The sequence below is a fragment of the Kiloniellales bacterium genome (assembly GCA_030066685.1).
In the GTDB taxonomy this organism is placed as follows: Bacteria; Pseudomonadota; Alphaproteobacteria; order Kiloniellales; family JAKSBE01; genus JAKSBE01.
Map to the genome: position 1 here is coordinate 1 of JASJBF010000049.1, position 17,404 is coordinate 17,404.

The window sequence follows — 17,404 nt, forward strand, 5'->3', positions numbered from 1 at the left end:
CACGCGCTTCCCAAGATCCACACCGATGATGCTAACCTTCTTCATGGATGGCCTCCCTTCGTTGGTCTTTGCGATAACCAACCTTGGCACATCGATGCCGTAAGGGGGCCATCCACCCCATCAAGTCCGGGCATGACATCCAGATTGGAAGGGCATCCGGGGTTTGTGTGAGCGCCCGAGGCCGTCAAGTCGACCCCCCACCTTTTTTCAGGGCCGCACGACGCGGACCTTGTAGGTCAGGACCGTCTGGCCGCCGGCCGGGACCTCCAGGGTCCAGGCGACCCGGGTCGCGGTCTCGGTCTCGTGGCTCGCGCTCTGGTCCAGGATCTTCCAGCCCGGCGGCAGGTCGCCGGTGACCTTGACCGTTACCGGCCGCGCCTTGGCGTTGCGCAGGGTGACCTCCTGGGCCGCCTCGAAGCTGCCGGCCGCGAGCTGCTCGAAGGCGGTCTGCCGTGCCTCGCCGGTCACGTCGAAGGCCTGACCCAGGGCGACCTCGACCTGCTCGCCCTCGGCGGTGTGGCGGATCCGATCCTCGCCCAGGAACAGCGGCGGCGCTTCGCCGCCCAGGCCGTAGGCGCGCAGGATGCCGGCCGGCAGCGGCTTGCCCAGGCCGGCCCCAACTTCGTTCTTGAAGCGCAGCAGGGTCTGCGCCTTGACCGGCTCTATCTCGCCGCCACGGCCGAGCAGGCTTGCCAGCCCCTGCAGGCGGAACTCCTGCTCGAAGGGCACCTCGCCGGCGCTCAAGAGCGCGATCTGCTTGGTCTCGCGCGGCCGCAGCGAGACCGTGCGGCCCGGGTCGTAGACGTAGAGCTCGCCCTCGCCCCTGGGGGCCATCTCCGGGGCGTCGGCCATCGCCATGGCCCCGGCCACCCGAGCCCGTGCCCGCGGCTGGATCGGGCCGCCCACCCGGTTCACCGTACCGGCGACCAGGCGCAGGCGGGCGTCGGCGTAGCCGGTCATGCTCCCGTTGGTCAGGGTCGCCAGGCCGCTGATCGCCAGGGAGCCCGTCGCCTCGTCCAGGCGCGCGATGTAGTCGGCCTGCCAGGACAGGCCGCCGGTGAGATAGGACAACGCCACCGTGTCGCCGCCCTGGGACTCGACCAGGGCGCCGAGGGTCGGCGTTTCGGTCAGGCCCGCCGGAATCTCGCCGAAGATGATCCGACCGGGCAGATCCTTGCCGGTCTCGATCCGATCGCCGATCTTGAGGACCACGCCGTCCTGGACGCTGAGGACCCTGGCGTCCTCGATGGTCTCGGCGCCGGTCGCCGGATTGATCTGCGCCACTTTGACGCTCCGGCCGAGCGAAGCCTCGAGCAGGCGGTAGGGCGTCAGCAGGTCGAAGTGGCTGCTGAACTCGAGCACCCGCAGGTCCGGCCCCGAGAGGCTGACCGAACCGGGCTGCAGCAGCGGGCTGACGTCGGTAAGCCGCAGGCGCGCGGCGCCGGCCGGCAATTCGGCCCGGCGCGTCTCGACCACCAGGGCCAGGTCTTGGTTGTAGACGGTCAGCGACAGCGCCGCGCGCGCCTCGGCGCCGAGGCTGATCTCCGGCGTCTGGGCTGGGGCCGGGGCGGCGAAGGCGGTGGCGAGGAGGACGGCGAAGGCGGAAGTGACGGCGGGCTTGGGCAGGACGGACATCGAGGCTCACTCCGGTTGTGCGGCTAACATGGTGCTACGCCTGCCGATTCGCCAGTATCCCTTGATCGGGTATCTCGAAGTAGGGCAGCCGCGCGTGCCATGCCGTCGTGACCGAATCCCGGCTTGGCTCGAAGCCCGTCTCGGGCCGCGCTCGACGCAAGATCTGCGGAGAGGCCGATACCTTGGCAACCGTCACATCGTTACCTCGCCAGGTTGCCACCTGTGCCCGATCATCCAGCAAACGCTGCCGCTATCTGTGCCCTATCGAGAAGATGCCCGTTAACCATAAATATTAACCAAGTTATTGGCCGTTGCTGGCAACAACAAGTTCGTGCAATATTTGTGATAACCATGACCTAATTTTTAGGTAGATGGGGATTGGCAGACAACGGCGGGGCGGCGGCAGCCGTCGAGCCGAGTCGTGACCTGAAAGCGGCCGGGGCGAACCCGGCCCAACAGGGTGTTCTTGGGAGGATTCCTGCATGCTGCGCCGCCAGACGTCATTCGCAACCCTCGCCCTGCTGGCCCTCGCGGCCTGCGCGGAGACCGGGGGCAGCCCCGATCCCCTCGCGGAGAGCGCCCTGCGAGTCGAGGTCAAGAAGGCGACGGCCGCCTTTCGGCGCAACACCGCCTCGATCTACGACCTCAGGGTCGCCCTGGACATCGGCGAGACGCCCGCCACCATTCACAGCGTCGAGGCCGAGGTCGCGGGACAGGCCGGCCGGGTCCCGCTCAACGACGAGGGCGCCGGGGTCTACGCCGGAGCGATCCCCATGCCGCGCTGCAACGACACCGCCAGTCTGCGCTTCGTGGTCAGCACCGAATACCGTGAAGGCCGGCGCCGAATCATCGAGGAGATGGACGCGCCCGCCGAGGGATCGATCGAGATCCCGCTGAGCGGCCGGCCGCCGATCGACTGCGCCGGCTTCCAGCGCTTCTTCCTGCGCCACTTCACGGTCGACAACACCGAGGACGCGGTCGACGCCGAGCCCGGCGACGGCATCTGCGCCACCGAGGCCGACGCCCCCGAGGGGGCGGCGGTCTGCTCGCTGCGCGCCGCGGTCATGGAAGCCAACGCCCTGCCGGGCCCCGACCTGATCCTGATGCGCCGCGGCACCTACGAGCTGACACTCGAGGATACCGACAAGCTGGAGGCCGAGGGCGCGGCGCACGCCGAGGTCGGCGACCTCGACATCACCGATTCCCTGACCATCCTCGGCATCGGCGATCCCCGCAGCGGCATCGTCAAGGTCCCGAGCGTCGAGGCCGGCCAGCGCTTCCGTGTCTTCGAGGTCCACGCCTATCCGGAGGAGGGCGGCGACCTGGGACCGCGGGTCGAGTTCCGCAGCTTCCGGATCGCGCGCGGCCTGGCGGACGACGGCCCCGGCGGCGCGGTCCTCAACCGCGGCTCCCTGCGGATGGACCTGGTGCGCCTGAGTGAGAACCAGGTGGTCTTCGACGAGGACGGCGCGGCGGCGCAGCCCGGGGCCGGCGGCGCGATCGCCAATTTCGGCCGCCTGGTCATGTCCCGTTCGATCGTCCAGCGCAACCTGGTCGCCTCGGCCAGCGCCAAGACGCCGGACGCCGAGGGCGCGGAGCCTCGCCGCGGCCGCGCCGGCGGCATCTACAACGCCGCAGGCGCCTACCTGGAGGTCGAGGAGAGCCTGATCGGTGGCAACACGGCGCCCCTAGGCGGCGGCCTCTTCAACGAGGCCGGCGCGCAGCTCCGCCTGACCAACTCCACCGTCGGCGAGAACGAGTCCTTGGTCGCCGGCGGCGGCCTGGCCAACGCGGGCGAGGCGGTCTTCAACAGCGCCACCATCGCCTTCAACAAGTCCCTGAACGCGGCGGGCGGGATCGAGGCCCGGGGCCGGGTCGAGATCACCAACAGCATCGTTGCCGAGAACCGCTCGGAGGAAGGATCGGACTGTGTCGGCGAGATCGCCAGCAGCGGCGGCGGCAACGCCTTCGGCCAGGGCAACGACTGCAAGATCGTCTCCAGCTTCGGCAAGGACCTGCTGTCGGGCCGCTACGGCATCGAGGACGTCCTGCAGCTCAACGACGGCAACGTGCCCAGCTACGCCCTGAAGGAGATCGTCGGCAGCAGCCGCGTCTCGCTGATCGACCAGGGCGCCGCCGAGGGCGCCTGCACCGCGAAGGACCAGCGGGCCGCCGCCCGGCCCGCCGACGGCGACGGCGACGGCGAAAGCCGCTGCGACCCCGGCGCGGTGGAGTTCGACCGGCCCTAGCGGAGAAGGACGGCAGTACCTGCTCAGCCGCCGCCGGCAAGAGTCGAACCGGCGGCGGCCGAGTGGGCAAGACGATTCCCCATCCACCGGCACCGCGGGTTTCTTGCCCGCAGTCTGTCAGCGGCCTTCTCTTCCCAGACCCCGTCCCGCGTGGCTATCGTCTGAGTCTAGACGGAGTCCCGACGGGTCAGAGGAGAGAGCCATGGCCGAGGTCCAGAGCGTCCATCGCCGCTATCGCGCCTATGCGGGCTTCGTCACCACCCCGCAGTACTTCGACGACAGCCCGCAGCAGTTCCTGCAGATCGCGCCCAAGGGCACCGGGGTCCTGCAGCGGGTCAACCACATCCCCGACTACGCCTACGAGCTGGGGCAGCGCGCGCAGCACTTCGGCGTCCTGGAGGAATCCGCGATCTGCCTCGGTCGGTCCTTCTGCCAGGCGATCGGCCAGGTCGGCTCCAACTGGGTGCATTGCAACGGCACCTCGCCCGACGACATCCGGCGCATTTGCGATGAGATCTCCGACAAGGCCGGTGCCCGCTTCTTCATGGCGGGGCACTGCCTCGTCGAGGCCCTGCAGGAGATCGGCGCGAAGCGGATCACGGTGGCGAACGGCTACTACCGCGAGGACTGGTCCCGGGGAATCAACGGCTATCTCGAAGCCGCCGGCTTCGAGATCCTCTGGGCGGGCGACCTGATCGACCAGGGCATCCTCGCCAGCCACGAGGAGAAGCTTCGGATCGAGGCGGCGACCCTCTGGGACTATCCCGACCACATCATGACCGCCGCCGCCCTCGACGCACACGCCCGCGCGCCGCTGGCCGACGCGATCGTGCAGACCGGGGCCGGCTTCCGGATGCTGCAGGTGGTCGACGGGATCGAAGGCCAGAGCGGCAAGCCCGTGGTCGCCTCCGACTTCGCCCTCTACTGGGCGATGCTGAAGCACCTCGGGCTGACTGCGGCGCCCGGCTACGGCCACCTGCTCTCCACGCTTGGCTGAGGGCGGGACCGATGCACAAGATCCTGGTGCTTTGGGCCACGCCGCGTTCCACCTCCACGGCCTTCGAGTGGATGATGCGCATGCGCGGCGACCTGACCTGCTTTCACGAGCCCTTCGGCGAGCCCTGGTACCAGGGCGAGGACCCGCTCTGGCCGCGCCTCAAGCCCGACAGCCCGCGCACGCCGGGGCTGACCTTCGAGAGCGTCTGGGAGACCCTCAAGGCCGCGGCGCGCCACGGCCCGGTCTTCTCGAAGGACTTCCCGCACTACGTGGATCACCTCTGGACCGACGATTTCCTCTCTCATTTCACGCACAGCTTCCTAATCCGCGACCCGGCCAAGGTGGCGACCTCGATGTACAAGCACTGGCCCGACTTCGTCCTGAAGGAGATCGGCTTCGTGGAGCAGCGGCAGCTCTTCGACCGCCTCTGCGATCAGCAGGGCGAAGCGCCGCCGGTGATCGACAGCGACGACTTGCTGGAAGACCCCGAGGGGATCGTCGAGGCCTACTGCCGGGCCGTCGGCCTGCCCTTCATGCCGGAGGCGCTGACCTGGGAGCCGGGGGCCCGCCAGGAAGTCAGCTGGTACGACGGCGGGTCCTGGCACGGCAACCTGCGCGACTCCGACGGGCTGAAGCCCCAGCCGCGGGACTACATCGACATCACCGAGGCGCCGGACCGGGTCAAGGAGATCTACGAGATTGTCCTGCCGCACTATCAGCGGCTCCACGCGCAGCGGCTGACCGCCACCGGCTCGGCCACTTAGAAGGCCGCAAGGCCGGCTCACGACGTGGTGCCGAAGTCGTCGCGGTGCTTGCCGATCGCGATGCGCGCCCGGGTTCCCTCCAGTTGCTGCCGGTCGGTCTCTGGGTCCATGCGCGCGCGCAGTTTTTCCGTTCGGAGGCCGATCGTCTCGATGCCGAGCTGGCCGGCCCGGCGCAGGCCGTCGAAGCGCGCCCCCGAGGCGATCTTCTTGCGTACCTGATGCGGCTGCCAGTGGTCCAGGTCGCGCGGCGTCGCGTCGCCTTCGAGGACCAGGTAGCCGGCGTCGACGGCGCCGCGGAGCAGTTCGGCGCCGGCGGGCGTGCGGACCAGGACGGCGTTGGTGCCCGGATCGTCGTCCAGCGTCTCCGCCGCGGGCGAGCCGCCCGGCCAGGTGTCGGCCGCGGCGATGTCCGCCGCCTCGCCGGTCCCGTCGGGACAGATCTTGCAGCGCCAGGGCAGGTGCCACTGCGAGGACTCCGTGCCCCAGAACTCGAGATAGGTCTTCTCGATCACCGCGCCGCTCTTCAGCACGAAGCGCGTGGGGCCCGGGCAGCCGTCGCCGCGGTAGCTGACCGCGGCCACGTCGTCGGGGTCGATCCCGTGCCGCGCGAGGAAGGCCTTCATGGCGAACGGCGGCATGATCCCGCCGCAGACCGGCGTCAGGAAATGGGTGATCAGATCGCCGACCCGCGGGTCGCGGCGCCCGAGCAGGCGGACGGCGGAAATGTCGCAGGGCTTGGCGACCAGGGCGAAGGGCGCACCGCGGTCCAGCATCGCGCCGAGGGCAGTCAACGGCGCCGCGGGACCGTAGCGCGACCCGGCGCCCGCGAGCAGCGCCTCGCGGCTCTCGCTGACCCAGGCCTGCCCGAAGGCGGGCCGCGCGCCGCCCGGCGCCACGTGGAGGACGGCGGCCACGGTGCCGCTGGCGAGCAGATAGTCGCAAAGCGCGGTCAGGGCGCCGCCGGTGGCGGCCTTGTGCCGGGTTTCCGGATCGGCGGCATGCGCCCTGTCGATCCTGACGTAGGGTCCCCAGACCTCGTCCAGCTGCGGCGCCGCTTCGGCCAGCGGCCCCGGCAGACCGGTCACGACCACGCCGGGACAGACGGCATAGATCGCCTCGGTTTCGTCTTCTAAGAGCGCTCTCCGCACGACCGGCCGCAGATAGCCGCCCGGGGCCACGGCCATCTCGAGCTTGTCCGGGAACATCGCGGCGCAGAGGCCGCAGCCGATGCACTTGCCCTCGTCCAGGATCCGCTGAAGGCCGTCGCTCGCCGTCACCGCGCGTCAGTTCCGTTCCGCCTCGGGCCTCCTGCACGCCCCGCGCACCGCGGGCCGTCGGTGGCCTGCTCAGACCGCTCAATCGAGGACTTCATCAAATTCGCCCTCAGCCCAATCGGACCAGAAGGGAACCCGGGTTTTCACGGGCCAGGGCTCCACGTCGTGGCGTCGGAAGAACTCGTTCTCCAGGTAGTTTCTCAGGTTGGCGCCATAGTAGATGATGTCTGATTGATAGACCGAGAAGACCGGGTTGCCTGCAGCCAAGGGCTCCGCAGGCAGATAGCGGTGCGAGAAGATCGGGATCAGCTTCGGCGCGGCTTCGTAGAAGGGCCTGAACGCCTCGATGCGCTCCGCGAGCGTTGCTGGCTTCGGTCCCCAGGCGGGCAGCCAAAGGTCGCTGTGCTCGATATCGAAGCAGAAACCCTCGAAGGGCCACGCCAAGCGCTTGGCGATCACCTCGGCTGGAGTCTTGGTCCAGTACGTGAAGCCGTCTGCCTCACTGCTCATGGTCTCGAGTAGGAAGCGAAGATCCGGTGGAAATCCGAAGCCCCACTTTCGCTCTGCGGCATCGATGTCCGCGGCGCTGAGCCCGGGTCCCCATTGGATTCGACCGGCGGTCTCGACGCGCAGCCTGTCGAGGAACGCCCGGTCCAGGGTCATTCGGTGGGCACGCCCGCAAAGGCCTCCGCCAGGAAGCCCATGGCGAGCTGCAGGCCGCGCTCGTCGATGGAGTGGCCGAGGCCGGGGCGGAGCTCATGGGTGACCGGCACCCGGTTCGCTTCCAGGGCCGCGACCGCGGCGGGCAGGGCCTGGGCCGGGACGACCTCGTCGGCCGCGCCGTGGGCCAGCAGCACCGGCGGCCGGTTCTTGATCTCCCCGGGCAGCAGCTCGGGCGCCAGCAGCGCGCCGGAGAAGCCGACGATGGCGGTGAGGCCGGCCGCGCGCCTGAGCCCGACGTGGAGCGCCATCATGGTGCCCTGGGAGAAGCCGACCAGGGCCAGGCGCTCCGCCGTCAGCCCCGCCGTCTCCAGCTCGACATCGAGGAAGCCGTCGAGGATCGGTGCCGCCAGGCGCACACCGCCCAGCATGGTCTCGGCCGTGCGCTCCTGGAGTGAGAACCACTGCCGGCCAAAGGGCGCCATGTCGCAGGGAAAGGGCGCGTGTGGCGAGACGAAGGCGGCCTCCGGCAGGACCTGGGCGAAGTAGGGCGCCAGCGAGATCAGGTCATTGCCGTCGGCGCCCAGGCCGTGCAGCAGGACGACCAGCTGCTTCGGCGCCTGGCCCGAGGCCGGCCCGTAGCGCGGCCCGTCGAGGTCGAAGGCTGTGGTCATGGGGGCTCCTCCTGCCGTTGCCGTGGTGATACGGCGGCGGCCCGGCCAAGGCAACGCTTCAGTCGCGGCGCGCTTCCGGGTACAAGGAGCGAGTCCTGCCACCGGTTGCGAAGGTCCGGCGATGCGGAAGCTCTACAAGAAGGACGGCGAGGACCTGCTTTACTGGGAGACCTGGGACGACGACGGCAAGCACATCATGCACTGGGGCACCGTCGGCGACGAGGGCGAGACCCAGGCGGTGCGCTCGGGCCTGTTCCGCGACGCCGAGAAGACCGTCGCCGAGGAAATGGCCCGGCGCGAGCAGGACGGCTACGCCGAGATCGACGAGGAGGATCTGCAAACCGTCATCGTCGAGTACCGGATCGGGACCTGGGAGCGCGAAGAGGAGGTGGAGGCGCACCTGGAACGGCGCTACGAGATCCAGGACTTGATGGACAACGCGCTCGGCTGGACCGGCCTCGGCCACTGCGACGGCGGTTCGATCGGCAGCGGCACCATGGAGGTCTGCTGCCTGGTGGTCGACGCCAAGATCGCCGCGCCGGTCATGGTGCAAGCCCTGAAGAAGGCCGGACAGCTCGAAGGCGCGGTGATCGCCCGGGAGCGCGACGACGGCTTCGAGGCCCTCTATCCGAGCGAGAACGGCCCGACCTCTGCCTAGATCTCACCAGCAAAAATCGGCGAGCCAGTACTAGCGCACTTCCCGATCAGACGCGTTCGCGTCTGGCCGGGAGTAGTGCGCTAATACCTTGAAGTTCGGGCATTACATCCGACCAGATGGATCGCAGAGCGATTCCATCTGGTCGGATAATGCCCTAGGTCCTGTGGACTCTAGGGATTCCCCTTAGGATCGATTTGTGATTCAAGACTGCTTTTTGGGGAGGCAGTCTTGGGTGTGATGGATCGTTTGGTGCTGAGCGACGCGGCGTGGGATCGGATGGCGCCGCTGATCATCGGCCGGCCCGACCAGAAGGGTTCGACGGGTCGGGACAATCGGATGTTTGTCGAAGGGGTGCTATGGATCGTGCGCACCGGCGCGCCCTGGCGTGACCTGCCGGCGGAGTTCGGTGAGTGGAACAGCGTCTTCCGACGCTTCAGCCGCTGGAGCCAGAAGGGCATCTGGTGGCGCATCTTCGAGGCGATGGCCGATGATCCGGACTTCGAGTATCTGATCGTCGACTCGACCATCGTCCGAGCCCACCAGCACGCGGCGGGGGCGAAAAAGGGGGGTCTGAAGATCAGGCCATTGGCCGCTCCCGCGGCGGGCTGAGCACCAAGATCCATATGGCCGTCCGCGGCCTGGGATGCCCCGTGCGCTTCACGCTGAGCGCCGGCCAAAGAGGCGATGCGCCGCAGGCCGGCACCCTGATGGAGGGCCTTCCCGCCGAGGCGGTGATGGCCGACACCGCCTATGACGCCGACCACATCCGCAAGGCGATCGCCGACAAAGGCGCCGTCGCGGTCATTCCCAACAACCCGTCCCGCACCAAGAAGCATCCCCTGGACAAGCATCTCTACGCCCAGCGCCACCTCGTCGAGTGCTGCTTCAGCAAGCTCAAGCAGTTCCGACGCGTCGCCACACGCTTCGAGAAAACGGCCCGGAACTACCTCGCAATCGTCACCCTCGCTGCAACCCTACTGTGGCTCAGGTAAATGTCCACAGAACCTAGGCCGCCCCTTCCTTGAAATCCGCCGGCACCACGTCGAGCTTGCGGACATGCCAGAGCAGGCGGGCGGCGACCCCGCGCCAGGGGCGCCAGGGCGCAGCCAGCCGGCGCATGCGCTTGGCGTCGGGGCGTCTCTTCAGGCCCTTGATCTTCTCCATCCCAATCATCAATCCGACGTCGTCGGCCGGCCAGACGTCGGGGCGGCCGTAGGAGAACAGCAGGAAGCATTCGGCGCTCCAGCGGCCGATGCCCTTGAGCTTGACCAGCTCCGCGATGGCCGCCTCGTCGTCCAGCGCCTCGACCGTGCCGAGGGCGACCCGTCCGGTGACCAGGTCCTCGGCGATGGCTCGGCCGTAGGCCGTCTTCTGACGGCTGAAGCCGAGCGTCCTCAGGTCCTCGTCGCCGAGGGTCAGGAAGGCCGCCGGTGTCACCTCCGCCTCGACCGCCTCCAGGCGCGCCTGCAGGCGCCCCCAGATCGCGTTGGCCGAGGCGACAGAGACCTGCTGGGCCACGATGATGCGCAGCAGGGTGTCGTAGGTCGGCGGCCGGTAGCGCAGGGGCGGCAGGCCGTGGGCCCGGTAGGCCCGGCCGAGGTCGGGATCGGCCGCGGCCAGGGCCTCGCAGCCCTCGGACAGGCTGGTCTCGCAGACGACGGGTCTCATGGCCGCGAGACTGGCCCGCCGGCCGGTCCCTGGCAAGCACACGCCGCCCCGCAGGCGACAGTCTGGTGACACTTGGCCGCCGGACGCCCTGCGCGACGAAGTCGCCGGCTCGGCGATCTCATGCTTCGACAGGCTCAGCATGAGGGTATTTTTCACCTCGTCCTGAGCCTGTCGAAGGGCGAGGTCGGCACTGTGTTGCAAGCCCTGCTCTTATGGGTCTCGGCCCCGCCCTTGCGGAGTCCGGGTCTGTTGTGAGCAAATGATTGCGGCATGGCCGACGTCGTCACCCGCTTCGCGCCTTCGCCCACGGGCCAGCTGCACCTGGGCCACGCGCATTCGGCGCTCTTCGCCTGGCACAAGGCGAAGGAGGCCGGGGGCCGCTTCCTGCTGCGCATCGAAGACATCGACCTGGGCCGCTGCCGCCCGGAGTTCGAGGCCGCGATCTTCGAGGACCTGGCCTGGCTGGGCCTGACCTGGGAGGAGCCGGTGCGCCGCCAGTCCGAGCAACTGGCCGACTACGAGGCCGTGCTGGAGCGCCTGACCGACGAGGGCCTGCTCTACCCCTGCTTCTGCACCCGCAAGGAGATCGAGGCCGAGGTTGCCGCCTCGGCCGCCGCGCCCCAGGGCCCCGAGGGCCCGCTCTACCCCGGGATCTGCCGCGGCCGCAGCCACCAGGAGCAGGTCCGGCGCATAGAAGGCGGCGCGGCCTACGCCTTGCGCCTGGATGTCACCGCTGCGACTCGCCTGGCCGGGCCCCTGACCTGGGAGGAGAAGGACCAGGCGACGGTCGCGGCCGAGCCCTCGAGCCACGGCGACGTGGTCCTGGGCCGCAAGGACGTGCGGACCAGCTATCACCTGGCGGTGACCCTGGACGACGCCAGCCAGGGCGTCACCCTGGTCACCCGGGGCGAGGACCTGCGGCCGGCGACCGACGTCCACCGCCTGCTGCAGGCCCTGCTCGACCTGCCGGTGCCGGTCTGGCAGCACCACGGCCTGGTCCTCGACAAGGCCGGCCGCCGCCTCGCCAAGCGCCACGACGCCCTCTCGATCCGCACCCTCCGAGAGACCGGCAAGTCCCCCGCCGAGGTCCGCGCCATGGCGGGGTTTCCGGATTGAGACTCGCAGAGTCCACGTACTCCCCTCACCCAGCTCCGGCTAAGGCTCGGCTGACGCCTCGCCAAGCCTGCACAACCCTCTCCCCGGGGGAGAGGGTGGGCGCGGCGCGAGCCGCGAGCGGGTGAGGGGTCGGCCCGCAGGGAAAGTTATTCAGTCTCGCTCCCGGCGCAGCGCCGGAAAGACGTAGTCCACCAGCACCGAGACCGGGAGCTGCCAGGCTTCGGCCTGGTTGTAGCGGCCCGCCATCACGACGACCGCGAGGTCGAGGCTGGGGAAAATCGCCAGGCGCTGGCCGCCGTTGCCGAAGCCGGCCATCCAACGCGCGCCGTCCTGCGACAGCCGGCCGAGCCACCATTGATAGCCGTACTCCAGCCCGCCCTCGATCTCGGCCCGGGCCTCGAAGGACTCTTCGAGCCAGGCCACCGGCACCAGCTGGCGGTCGCCCCAGCGGCCTCCGTCGAGCACCAGCCGGCCGAGCTTCGCCAGGTCGCGCGGCCGCAGCCGCAGGCCCGAGGCCGCCGCGGCCTCGCCGTCGCGCCCTTTCACCCACTCGGCGTCGGTGATCCCGAGCGGCGCGAAGAGCGTCTCCTCCGCGTAGTCGAAGAGCGGCTGGCCGCTGCCCTGGGCGATCAGCCGGGCGAGCAGCGCCGTCGCGCCGCCGTTGTAGACCCAGCGCGCGCCCGGCGCCGAGACGATCGGCCGCTCGAGCACGTAGCGGTAGCGGTCCGGCGCCCGCTCCATGGCGATCTCGCTGTTGCGCGGATCGCTATAGGGCAGGTCCTCGCTCCAGTCGAGCCCCATGGTCATGGTCAGCGCGTGGGCCACGGTGATGCGCCGGCGCACCGGATCCGCGGCGAGCTCGGGGTAGGCCGGAAAGTGGTCGACCAGGGGCCGGTCCAGCGCCGGCACCTGGCCCTTGCCCAGCGCGATGCCGTAGAGCAGGCCGACCACGCTCTTGGAGACCGAGCGCAGGTCATGCAGGACCTCCGGCCCGAAGTCGACCCGGCCGAGCGGATCGCCCCAGCGCTCGTCCTCGCCCGCGTAGTAGCGCTCCAGGGCCAGCTTGCCGCGGCGGACGACCAGGATCGCGTGGAGGCCCTCGAGCTTACCCGCGGCGACCGCGGCATCGAGCGCTTCGCCCAGGTCCTCGGCGAAGCCGGCCTCGGCCAAGGGGATCGTCTGCCAGGCCTCGGCCGCGCGCGCCGGCACGGCATCTTGGGACAGCGACACGAAAGCGGCTCCCAGGGTTGCGAGGAGACGGAAGGCCTTCTGCATCACGCCTCCGGAGATGCGGGTCCGGAACCTTGCCACTCTAGGCCAAGCCGAAGCCGGCCGGAAGCCCGCGGCGCCGCCGCCCTGGCCGGGCTTAACCACGCTTCGCCACCTTTCCGCCCCAGAGGCGCCTTGGGCCAGCCCAAGTGGCGGCGCTTCCTGGGCCATTATGTCGAGCCGGAAACCCTCTCCGGGCAGGCCCGCCAGCGTCGCTCTTGCGGTCGGCCTGCTCTTCTTCGTCGCTTCGCCCCTGCAGGCCGCCGAGCTCGCGGCCGAGTCGAGGATCGCCGCAGTCACCGTCTTTCCCGACCGCGCCCAGGTCACACGCCTGATCGAGGTGCCGCTGCCCCAGGGCGACACGACGCTGATCGTTCTGGGCCTGCCGGCCAACCTGCTGGGCGACTCCCTCAGGGTCGAGGGCGCGGGCAGCAGCCGCCTGCTGCTGGGCGCGGTCGAGGCCCGGACCCGCCACGGCCGCGCCGCGACCCGGGAGGCGGAGCACCGCCTCAAGGCCGAGATCGAGGCCCTGTCCGACCGCAAGCGCCTGATCACGGAGCGCATCGCCGCCCTGCGGTTCAAGCAGGGCGTGATCGAGGCGGTCGGGGTCGAGTTCCCGAAGACCAAGGACCAGGACGGCGACAGCCGGCTGCCCGATCCCAAGACCTGGGCCGCGGCCTGGGACGCCCTGGGCGAGGGCAGCGCCCAGGTCCGCGCCGAGATTGTGGGTGAAGAGGTCGCGGCCCGCGCGCTCGAGCGCGAGATCGAGGAGAAGCAGGCCCGCCTCGCCCAGATCGCCACCGGCCAGACCGCCAGCGTCGAGGCCCGGGTCGCCGTCGAGGCGGCCGCTGCCGGGACCGCGACACTGCGCCTGAGCTATCAGGTGCCCGGCGCCTCCTGGCGGCCGATCTACGACGCGAGGCTGGACGCCGAGACTCGAAAGGTCAGCCTGACCCAGCTCGGCGAGGTCCGCCAGCGCACCGGTGAGGACTGGACCGGGGTCGCGCTGACTCTCTCCACCGCCCGCCCGGCCACCGGCGCCAAAGCTCGGGGCCTGGTTCGTCGACATCTTCGAGCCGCGGCAAGCGGCACGCCGTGAGGACGACCTTCTGAGCCTGTTCAAGGACACGCCGTCGACCGAGACCACCGCCTCGTCGGGTCCGGCGCTCGAAGACCGGGCGGCCGAGACCAAGACCGCCCTGGTCAGCGCCGGCGAGTTCGCGGCCGAGTACCGCATCCCCGGCCGAATCGACCTGCCCGCCGACGACTCGACCCACAAGGTCCGGATCCAGGCGCGCGAGACCGAAGCCGCGCTCAGCGTCGTCGCCGTGCCCAAGCTCTCGCCCCAGGCCTACCTCCTGGCCGAGGTCACCTACGGCGGCGCGGACGCCCTGCTGCCCGGGCCCATGGCGGTGTTCCGCGACGGTGCCTTCATCGGCAACGGGCGGCTCGACCTGCTGCGCGGCGGCGAGACCTTCAAGCTCTCCTTCGGGGTCGACGACCGGGTCCGGGTCAAGTACCGCCTGGCCGGCGGCCAGCGCTCCAGCGAGGGCATCCTCGCCAAGGACCGGCGGATCGAGCGGCGCTACGAGATCGAGGTCGCCAACCTGCACAAGCGGGCGATGACGATCGAGGTCCGGGACCAGCTGCCGGTCGCGCGCGACGAACGCATCGAGGTCGAGCTGCTCGAGGCCACCACCGAGCCGACCGCCGAGGACGCGGAGGACGTCACAGGCGTCCTCGCCTGGACCTACGACTACCGGCCCGGCGAGACCCGCGAGATCACCTTCGCCTACGCCGTGGCCTTCCCGGAAAAGGCCAGCGTCTACGGCTTCTAGAGTCTTGTCGGGTTAAGTCAGGTCACCCCCACCCCAGCCCTCCCCCATCAAGGGGGACGGGCAACGGCTGAGCCGACCGAGATTTCCCTCCCCCCTTGAGGGGGAGGGTTAGGGTGGAGGGTGTTCCCGGCACTGGTGCTGGCCTGTACGAGCGCCTTCGAGACGACATCGCCGACCCTCAAGAGCGCGTGACCGTCTCGAAAGGCCCGAAAGCCTTTGTGGTCAGCCGCCCGCCGTGTTTGCCCAGGCGCGCTCGAAGCGCCGCGCCGCCAGGTCCTCCTCCAAGATCCAGAACTCGACGACACCGACGTCGCAGAACATGAAATCGAGACCCGGGTCGCTGCTCAGCAGGAGCAGGCGCAGACCTCGGTCGCCCGTCGGGTTTGTCTTGAACTGGGTCGGACCCAGCATCAGATGCTCCGCGCCGCGCGGATCGGGAGTGAGCCGCTCGGCATTCACTCGATGCGCTTCGGCAGGAAGGCGTTCGGCGATTTCCGGATCCGTCACGGCACGCTGAGACGCCGCCATCACCGCGCGCTGAAGAGCGCCGACGAAGACGCCCGCCCGCGCCGGATGGCGCCGCTCCGCCATCTCCGCGATCCAGGCGAGCAGCTTCTCCCGCAGCTCCGACGACGCGGGCTCGACCGGATCGAGCGGGCCGAGTGCGGCGGCGAAGGCGGCGAGGTCCGCGACGAGACTCTCATAGCGCGCGACCTCGGCTCTGTGGCCGTCCTCCGCCTGCGCGCCGCGCCGCTCCAGCTCCTCCCGGGCACGCGCCAGCCCTTGCTGCGCCTCGCGCTCAAGCCTCGAGAGGAACTCGGAGACCACGAGGCCGCACCAGGGAAAGGCCGGCCCCAGCGGCGCGGCTCTGAACACCTGACGCTGGGCGCCTGCGGGGCCCGCTTCAGAGTCTGGCTCCCACTCCAGGAGCGTGACGCGATCCTCCGGCGCCGGCGGTGCCGGCAGAAGCGCGCGGATCGCGCCGTAGTGGCGCTCGATCGCTTCCCGACGGAAGTCGGGATTGGAACGCCGGTCGCTCCAGGGCATGCCCTCGATGTCGTAGGTCTCGATCGGATGCGCCGAGACCGGCCACTTGGCGAAGCCCTTGCGGCCCTTGTCCGCGTAGGGTCCGGTCAGCCGGCCGAAGGGATGGTCGACGTCTGGCGTATCCTCCGGCGGGTCGCGCTCCTCCGACGTCGCCTCGCTCTTGGGAACGTAGATCACCCGGGTCGCTTCCCGGCAGCGATCCTCTCCGTCTACGGACCAAAGCCGCTCCTCATCGAGGTCGGCGAAGAACAGCAAGCGGCCGTCGCGCGGCAAGGGCGACGCGCCGTCGAGCGCAGGCAGGTCCTCGCAATCGATCTGGGCGAGGAAATGCAGGGCGGTGCCCTGCTTCGGATCGCGCGGCCAGGGCAGCTGCGCGGGCAGGCAGGGACGTCCGCCGAGCCAGCTCTTGCCGCCCCAGGCCGCGCCAATGGGCCAGCAGCGGCGCAGGAAGATGGCCGGCTGGGCTTGCGTCTCGATCATGTCTGCGATCTCCGTCTCGGTCAGGTCGCCGGCCTCGTGGAAGGTCGGGCGCGCGGCCGCCTCGGCTGCGCGGCGATCCGCCTCGGCTCGGGCCCGCGCCGCCCCGACCTTGAGGGGGCGCAGGCGGCTCAAGAGGCCGATCAGCGAGGGATTGAGAGCCAGGGTCAGCGCATAGCGAAGGCTGCCGTCTTCCAAGGCGCTGCGGATCGCCACAAGCCTGCGCTGGTCCCCGAGCGGCAGCTTTGCAAGGCTGCCGAGATCGTCTCGCTCGAAGCCGCCGAGCTCGAGCGCCATGGAGACGTAGCCTGCCATGACCTGCCGCGGACGGCCCTGGTGGGGGAAGCTGGCAAAGGGCCGCTGAGACACCGTGCCCCGCGTGCGAAGGTTCAAGGCGTCGAAGAGGCCGCCCGCGCTGGCCACCGAGACCAGCGCCAGGGACCTGCGGAAAACGAGGCGGCTCAGCGCAGCCCGGATGGCTGCCACCAGGGCGGCGACACCCGTGAGCGGCGCCGGTGGCGGAGCCGCCCGTCCCAGCAGCGAGAGGTAGGCCGGCGACGGCTCCCGCAGCGCCGTGATCCGCAGGATCGCGCGCAGCACGTCTTCAGCCCGCATCGGTCTGCGCAGCCAGCTTCGCGCCTTGCGGTTCATCGCACGAAGATCGACGATCAGCCGGGCGAGTCGTTCCTCTTCCTGCGGGTCTGCCGGATCGAAGCTCAGCCCATAGTCCGCCGCGACCCGACTTGCGGCGCGGCGCAGCCGCCACCGGAGCAAGGCGTTGTCCCAGAGCCCGAGCCCGAAGCGCAGCCGCAGCAGGCCGCGCAACGGCCGGCTGCCGAAGACCCAGTACCAGGCCTCGCGCAGGGTCTGGATGAGCAGGACGAAGAGCGCGAGGTAGAGGAGTCCCAGGCCGACCGGGCCGAAGAAGCCCAGGCCCCAATAGGAGCCCGCGGCCACGAAGAGGGCAACGGCCAGAATGGGATCGATCACGCACGGTCCCCGGGACGCCGAGCAATACCAAGGATCGCAAGACCCTAGTTGAAATCCCTTAACCGAGCATTGCCGGACCCGACCCGGA

The 17,404-nt window shown here is 70.0% G+C and carries 12 protein-coding genes and 2 pseudogenes; 7 read left to right on the forward strand and 7 right to left on the reverse strand.

Annotated elements, in window-relative coordinates:
- Window positions 1-207: 207 nt before the first annotated feature.
- Window positions 208-1,635, reverse strand: a complete 1,428-nt coding sequence (locus tag QNJ30_23980; GenBank protein ID MDJ0946521.1) for a hypothetical protein — start codon at window positions 1,633-1,635, stop codon at window positions 208-210.
- A gap of 482 nt (window positions 1,636-2,117) precedes the next feature.
- On the opposite strand from QNJ30_23980, the gene QNJ30_23985 reads away from it, so the two are divergent.
- The 3 genes from QNJ30_23985 to QNJ30_23995 all read left to right on the forward strand — a co-directional run bounded on the left by QNJ30_23985 (window position 2,118) and on the right by QNJ30_23995 (window position 5,645).
- Window positions 2,118-3,884, forward strand: coding sequence for a hypothetical protein (locus QNJ30_23985; protein MDJ0946522.1), 1,767 nt, complete (start codon window positions 2,118-2,120; stop codon window positions 3,882-3,884).
- Window positions 3,885-4,086: 202 nt separating this feature from the next.
- Window positions 4,087-4,881 (forward strand): hypothetical protein, encoded by a 795-nt coding sequence (locus tag QNJ30_23990; protein MDJ0946523.1) that lies wholly within the window; start codon window positions 4,087-4,089, stop codon window positions 4,879-4,881.
- Between the two features lie 11 nt (window positions 4,882-4,892).
- Complete coding sequence (locus tag QNJ30_23995) at window positions 4,893-5,645, forward strand: hypothetical protein (protein MDJ0946524.1); 753 nt, start codon at window positions 4,893-4,895, stop codon at window positions 5,643-5,645.
- A gap of 17 nt (window positions 5,646-5,662) precedes the next feature.
- On the opposite strand, the gene QNJ30_24000 is transcribed toward QNJ30_23995, so the two are convergent.
- The 3 genes from QNJ30_24000 to QNJ30_24010 form a co-directional block, all read right to left on the reverse strand.
- Entirely contained in the window at window positions 5,663-6,922 is a 1,260-nt protein-coding gene (locus QNJ30_24000; GenBank protein MDJ0946525.1) for a Coenzyme F420 hydrogenase/dehydrogenase, beta subunit C-terminal domain, read from the reverse strand.
- A 78-nt stretch (window positions 6,923-7,000) separates the two neighbouring features.
- Complete coding sequence (locus QNJ30_24005) at window positions 7,001-7,582, reverse strand: hypothetical protein (GenBank protein MDJ0946526.1); 582 nt, start codon at window positions 7,580-7,582, stop codon at window positions 7,001-7,003.
- Window positions 7,579-8,253 carry a dienelactone hydrolase family protein gene (locus QNJ30_24010; GenBank protein MDJ0946527.1) on the reverse strand — a complete coding sequence of 225 codons (675 nt, stop codon included), beginning with the start codon at window positions 8,251-8,253 and terminating at the stop codon, window positions 7,579-7,581. Before QNJ30_24010 ends, QNJ30_24005 begins: the two co-directional genes overlap by 4 nt.
- Before the next feature lie 121 nt (window positions 8,254-8,374).
- Here QNJ30_24010 and QNJ30_24015 point away from each other — a divergent pair, with 121 nt between their 5' ends.
- Both QNJ30_24015 and QNJ30_24020 read left to right on the forward strand, forming a co-directional pair.
- A complete protein-coding gene (locus tag QNJ30_24015) occupies window positions 8,375-8,911 on the forward strand; it encodes a hypothetical protein (GenBank protein ID MDJ0946528.1) in 537 nt (178 codons plus the stop codon).
- Between the two features lie 276 nt (window positions 8,912-9,187).
- Window positions 9,188-9,903, forward strand: a pseudogene (locus QNJ30_24020) (IS5 family transposase).
- A gap of 13 nt (window positions 9,904-9,916) precedes the next feature.
- Here QNJ30_24020 and QNJ30_24025 read toward each other — a convergent pair.
- Window positions 9,917-10,579, reverse strand: coding sequence for a DNA-3-methyladenine glycosylase 2 family protein (locus QNJ30_24025; GenBank protein MDJ0946529.1), 663 nt, complete (start codon window positions 10,577-10,579; stop codon window positions 9,917-9,919).
- 270 nt (window positions 10,580-10,849) lie between these two features.
- Here QNJ30_24025 and gluQRS point away from each other — a divergent pair, with 270 nt between their 5' ends.
- Window positions 10,850-11,695, forward strand: a complete 846-nt coding sequence (gluQRS, locus tag QNJ30_24030; GenBank protein MDJ0946530.1) for a tRNA glutamyl-Q(34) synthetase GluQRS — start codon at window positions 10,850-10,852, stop codon at window positions 11,693-11,695.
- A gap of 150 nt (window positions 11,696-11,845) precedes the next feature.
- Here gluQRS and QNJ30_24035 read toward each other — a convergent pair whose 3' ends face one another.
- Window positions 11,846-12,925, reverse strand: a complete 1,080-nt coding sequence (locus QNJ30_24035) for a serine hydrolase (GenBank protein MDJ0946531.1) — start codon at window positions 12,923-12,925, stop codon at window positions 11,846-11,848.
- Window positions 12,926-13,136: 211 nt separating this feature from the next.
- On the opposite strand from QNJ30_24035, the pseudogene QNJ30_24040 reads away from it, so the two are divergent.
- Window positions 13,137-14,802, forward strand: a pseudogene (locus QNJ30_24040) (mucoidy inhibitor MuiA family protein).
- A 222-nt stretch (window positions 14,803-15,024) separates the two neighbouring features.
- Here the strand turns inward: QNJ30_24040 and QNJ30_24045 are convergent.
- Complete coding sequence (locus tag QNJ30_24045) at window positions 15,025-17,316, reverse strand: DUF1963 domain-containing protein (protein MDJ0946532.1); 2,292 nt, start codon at window positions 17,314-17,316, stop codon at window positions 15,025-15,027.
- Between the last annotated feature and the right edge of the window lie 88 nt (window positions 17,317-17,404).